At 37.6% G+C, this 5,060-nt stretch carries 4 protein-coding genes and 1 pseudogene; 1 reads left to right on the top strand and 4 read right to left on the bottom strand.

Features of this window, described 5'->3' with window-relative positions; translation table 11 throughout:
• Positions 1-117 precede the first annotated feature (117 nt).
• The 3 genes from Y7E_RS0128525 to Y7E_RS0128515 form a co-directional block, all read right to left on the bottom strand.
• Positions 118-708, bottom strand: coding sequence for a DUF4030 domain-containing protein (locus Y7E_RS0128525; RefSeq protein ID WP_017154583.1), 591 nt, complete (start codon positions 706-708; stop codon positions 118-120).
• Positions 709-923: 215 nt separating this feature from the next.
• Positions 924-1,112 (bottom strand): hypothetical protein, encoded by a 189-nt coding sequence (locus Y7E_RS0128520; protein WP_026049392.1) that lies wholly within the window; start codon positions 1,110-1,112, stop codon positions 924-926.
• A 204-nt stretch (positions 1,113-1,316) separates the two neighbouring features.
• Positions 1,317-2,189 (bottom strand): aminoglycoside phosphotransferase family protein, encoded by an 873-nt coding sequence (locus Y7E_RS0128515; protein WP_017154581.1) that lies wholly within the window; start codon positions 2,187-2,189, stop codon positions 1,317-1,319.
• Between the two features lie 1,019 nt (positions 2,190-3,208).
• On the opposite strand from Y7E_RS0128515, the gene Y7E_RS0128510 reads away from it, so the two are divergent.
• Entirely contained in the window at positions 3,209-4,369 is a 1,161-nt protein-coding gene (locus Y7E_RS0128510) for a serine hydrolase domain-containing protein (protein WP_017154580.1), read from the top strand.
• 379 nt (positions 4,370-4,748) lie between these two features.
• On the opposite strand, the pseudogene Y7E_RS32420 reads toward Y7E_RS0128510, so the two are convergent.
• A pseudogene (locus Y7E_RS32420) lies at positions 4,749-5,060 on the bottom strand (IS4 family transposase); the annotation flags it as partial.

The following is a 5,060-nucleotide window of genomic DNA, read 5'->3' as shown; positions in this document are numbered from 1 at the left end:
CAGGTTATCTCAGTTTAGAAATCTTTGCAACAGAACCCTGGGCATTGTTTATCCAGTCTTTTTTGTCAAATACTAACCTATTAATACTAAGTTTCCTATATCCTGTTCATAGATTTGTTAGTTGATTTTTTGATTATCTTGACTATAAACTTCAATAGTATATAAATCATTTTCAATCCATTTTTGTGCTTGCGGTGTTTTAAGTAAATTATCGATTTCTTTCTCAATCTTCTTCCCAAACTCTTTAGCCCCTGAATCAGTACTATTTATAGGAGTATATATAGCAAACGGGATAGATTGGTTCAATTCTATATAAGCCCGTATTGAAAAACCTTTGTATCCTTTTTTATGGAACAATTCTTCCACAATATAACTGGAAATATTGTCCCATCTGTTCTCTATTTTTACAATGTCCATATCTCTTTGACTAACATTTATAGTATAGGGTCTAATATATTGGCTCTTTAACTGAGTGTTAATATTCTTTTTTAATTCACTTGTATTTACTGTATCAGCTATTTCAAGTTCTACTATTTTTGTTTTGTCGTCCACGGTGGCACTAAGAAAGTCCTTTTTATCTACCGTGTCCATTACCGTGTCCATTACTTTTGAATCTTCACTTTTGGATTCTTCTAAATCGCTCTGTTGACATGCACCAAATAAAATAGCTAATACAAGAGGGAGAATTAACCCTTTTCTTTTTTTCATTTCAATCTCCTTTCTCGTGATTGCTTTGTTATATATTTGAGTCTTAGTTCGTAAAAAACATTATAAAAGTGTAATCAGTCTAATTACTATTTTCATATTTGGTTAGGTATTCTTCAAAGCAAACGAAAAACCTTCACTTAATTTTTACAGGATTGAAAAATTAATGTACACACTAATACTGTACTCTTTAATTTGTATTATGACTGTTATTAATTTCATTTCATTTTAGAGGGATATTTCCAATCATGTTTTTTCTTAGAAACATTCGAATGACTTTCTCTCTTTTGATTTTGCTTTTCTATATTTTTTAACGATGTATGCATTTGTTCCACTTGTTCTTTTACTTCTTTTAGTTCCAGTTTCATTTCCATAAGTAACCGTAGAATAGCGTCTCCTTTATTCATTGCAACATACCCCTTTATCTTTCTATTAGGGGTCACCATACATGCCCATCAACTTAAGGAGACGAATTTCCCCCAAAATGAAAAAAACGTTATTCTTTCAGTAAAATACTTGAAAAGATAACGTTTTTTATGGTTCTCTCGCTTTCTGAATAAGCCCGTTGAATATGAATAACTGAGATATGTTTCACTCTTAAAATCACTGAATTACTTTTGAACTAGCACTAGATCTAGCCAGGATTTCGCCTCATTGTACAAAATTGGATTGTTTTGCGGCGTGTAGTAGGTAAGGATTGCAACCGCCTGTGATACGACCCATCCGCGGGCCCTTGCCAATGTAGCATCGTCCGTACGGATAGCATCAAGGAACACATCGCGCGCCTCTGGCGAGTGCAACTTCCACGCGACCATTACATCACACGCAGGGTCACCTATGCCCATTGTCTCCCAATCAATCACACCGCTGATACGCTTATCACGCACGAGCCAGTTACGTACATCTAGATCGCCGTGATGCCAAACAGGAGGACCGTTCCATGTAGGCGCAGAAAGAGCCGACTCCCATACAGCAGACACCGCGGGATCGCCATTAAATCGTGCTAGCCAATATCGGAAGTCCTTGTCCCGTTGGGCCAAAGGAATGCCGCGTCCTAACGGCCCTCCCGTTGGATCGACTTGTTGCAGTGCTAGGACAAACCCTGCGAGATCGCGTGCTGCCTGAATCTCGTCAATCGCCTCTATCGGCACCGTTTCACCCCTCAGCCACGAATGTATCTCCCAAAACCATGGGTATTCGTTATTGGGGCGCCCTTGAGCGATAGGTACAGGGATTTCAAGCGGAACTAATGGCGCGAGTTTTGGTAGCCATAAGAACTCGCGTCCTCCTGGTGTCGTCGGTCCTTCCCTTCTCGCTAGCCGAATGGAATATTCGTCGCCAAGTCGGAAAACGGTATTTACCGTTCCAACTGGCTCTACCTTACGAAGGGGCAACTCTGCCCAGCGGGGGAACTGATCGACAAGCAAACGACGCACAAGTCGTTCTTCAATTTCCAATTCGTCAGCATGCATCTTCTCGGACATCGTATGATCTCTCCTTGGTAGCTCTGACATAAACTTTTATTGGTGGAAAATTATAATAATGCTCCGTACACCAAAAGTCAAAAAGCCACACTTTTTCATTATAAAATGCAGTCACACCTGAATAAATTGATTTTTCTTAATTTATTCAATTGTAACATAACTCCTATAGGGGTCAACATACATTCCCCTTAACTTAAGAGATTTTAATACCCTTAAATACAAAAAAACGTTATTCTTTTTGTAGAAATATACAGAAAGGATGGCGTTTTTTTGTGCAAAGATAATGTAAATCGATAATATAGTTGTTTAATTTTATTATGAAAATATAAGAGCCTTGCTACAATCTAGTGTGTGTTAAGGCTCTTTAAAGTTGTTTAATTTGTGGAAGGCGAATAAATAATCGCCCCCCTTTACAATTTTAAAAACCTTTCAATTACCAGTTGATCTGGAGGACTTATATTATTAGGAAGTTTTGTTAAATCAAAAAATTGAGTTAGCGTATGAACAGAGTGTAGCAAGCGGCGAGTCATAGTCGATAGTGAACTTTTGTCATATTTATAAAGAACAACAAAAATTGAGTGGGATACGGCTGTATTAATAGCTATGTCATAAAAATCATGACATTTTGACACTACCGTATGTGACAGAAAAACACTTAGAATCAAAGAGCAGTTTTTAACGCATTAACAATAAATGAGGAGGAGAGATTTTCATTGTGTATGATAAAAATATAAAGAGGCGTGAAAGGGGAGACAGGTATGACCTATATATGAAAAACAAACCAGTAACAAGAGTGTTTTAAGGAAAAGAAGTAATTTCTGCGGTTAACATACATGTGGAAAAAGAGGGATTTACCGTTTGATAGGACACAATGGCGTTTGTAAAAATAACAATTAGGAACATAATTACAAATTCAATGTTGACCTTTTGTCATTGGTAGAGATGATAGCTGTGTGGTTAGTATGAAGCAGCTAGCTAGCAACCACCTATACAATATGAATAGAGGAGAGGAATACCTTATGAAAACACGTAGTCAAATTACATGTGCAAGTCTGGCCCTTTTAATAGCTGGAAGTTCTCTGTTATACACAACACCAATCTCAATTGTAAAAGCAGAGCCCACTCAAAATGTATCTAGTTCGTCACACACAAGCACTCAACGAGATCGTAATTCCGTCAAGCAAGCAATGCGGGATACATTGCAACTTGGATACCCGGGGATACTTGCTAAAACTTCTGAGGGTGGAAAAACGTGGGGTTATGCCGCTGGGATAGCGGATCTGAGAACTAAGAAACCAATGAAAACAGATTTTCGCTTTCGCATTGGTAGTACGACGAAGACATTCATTGCAACAGTGCTACTTCAATTAGCTGGAGAGAACCGCTTGAATCTAGACGACTCCATTGAAAAATGGTTACCTGGTGTCATTCAAGGAAACGGATATGATAGCAACCAGATTACTATCCGGCAGATATTGAATCATACAAGTGGTATTGCTAACTACATAAAGTCAACAGACTTTGATATGAAAGATACAAAAAAATCGTATACGGCTGAAGAATTTGTAAAGATGGGGATTTCTCTTCCCCCAGACTTTGCTCCAGGAAAGGGCTGGTCTTATTCAAACACAGGATACGTATTACTGGGTATCCTTATTGAAAAAGTAACTGGAAACAGCTATGCGGAAGAGGTTGAAAATCGAATTATTGAACCGCTTGAATTGTCAAATACATTCCTACCTGGCAATTCAACGGTTATTCCAGGCACCAAGCATGCCCGTGGATATGACAGATATGACGGAGAAAGGGAGCTAAAAGACGTTACTTATTCTAACCCAGGTAGCTCGGATGGAGATATGATTTCTACTGCTGATGATTTAAACAAATTTTTCTCTTACTTACTCAGTGGCAAATTACTGAAGGAACAGCAGCTAAAACAAATGCTTACTACAGTTCCTACAGGAACAGAAGGGATCGATGGATATGGTCTTGGAATCTATGAAACTAAACTTCAAAACGGTGTCTCGATATGGGGACACGCAGGCGGTGTTCCAGGGTTTTCTACTTTTGCTGGAGGCACGCTTGGAGGCAAGCATACATTGGCCATCAATGTGAATGGCCATAAAACTAGTCGTTCTGATCCTTTTAAAAATATTTTACTTGCTGAATTTAGCAAGTAGGTAAAAAGGAAAACCGGATAAATTTTGTCATAGTTTTTATAGTTTAAAATATACCTTTCTGGTTCAAAAAAACAACTTCCTTTTAAAATTTTTTTGAAATTAAGGTGGTAAATGCTATTAAGCTAATAAAACAAAATTCTCCGTAACATGAAAAAACGTTATTCTTTCTCTAGAATCATAGGAAAGGATAACGTTTTTTACATTTGGGGGTAAAACAATTTCTTAAGTGGATGGATGTGTGACGAGACCCCATCGCCATCAAACTAAGCTCATACAACGTCAATTATAGTAGAGGTTGTTTCTTTTTTCTAAAGGATACGTGTAGGGAATTTAAAGATTTGCATACGAAATAAACCCTAACGGGTTTCATTTTTTTGAATTAAGCCGCTTGATTATCAAACATGGTACAATTGTAAACGACACCTAATATATCAAAGACTGTTTTCTTCTCAAGTCGATGAGATTTTCGCCCGTTTTGCTGTAGGAGGTTGAACAGGCGAAGTAGAATCTTTGATAGCTCTTGGGTGTCTTTCTGTATAGCTTGGAAAAGAAGAAGAAAGTAATCTTTAATCATATATATGGCCTTATATTCACTCAGTTCTCGTTTCTTTTTCATAAGAAGTAATTGTCGCATTTGAAACATAGTAGACGAACAGAGTAGAATGGCAATCAGTTGTCCATACAAATGGCA

Origin of the sequence: Bacillus bingmayongensis, assembly GCF_000299035.1 — a bacterium.
Lineage (GTDB): Bacteria > Bacillota > Bacilli > Bacillales > Bacillaceae_G > Bacillus_A > Bacillus_A bingmayongensis.
The sequence above is the reverse complement of the archived record's forward strand: the minus strand, read 5'-3'. Positions and strand labels throughout refer to the sequence as shown.

Coding starts and splice junctions, on each gene's coding strand:
- Y7E_RS0128525 (WP_017154583.1), bottom strand. CDS start 708: ATGAAAAAAAGAAAAGGGTTAATTCTCCCTCTTGTATTAGCTATTTTA.
- Y7E_RS0128520 (WP_026049392.1), bottom strand. CDS start 1,112: ATGAATAAAGGAGACGCTATTCTACGGTTACTTATGGAAATGAAACTG.
- Y7E_RS0128515 (WP_017154581.1), bottom strand. CDS start 2,189: ATGTCCGAGAAGATGCATGCTGACGAATTGGAAATTGAAGAACGACTT.
- Y7E_RS0128510 (WP_017154580.1), top strand. CDS start 3,209: ATGAAAACACGTAGTCAAATTACATGTGCAAGTCTGGCCCTTTTAATA.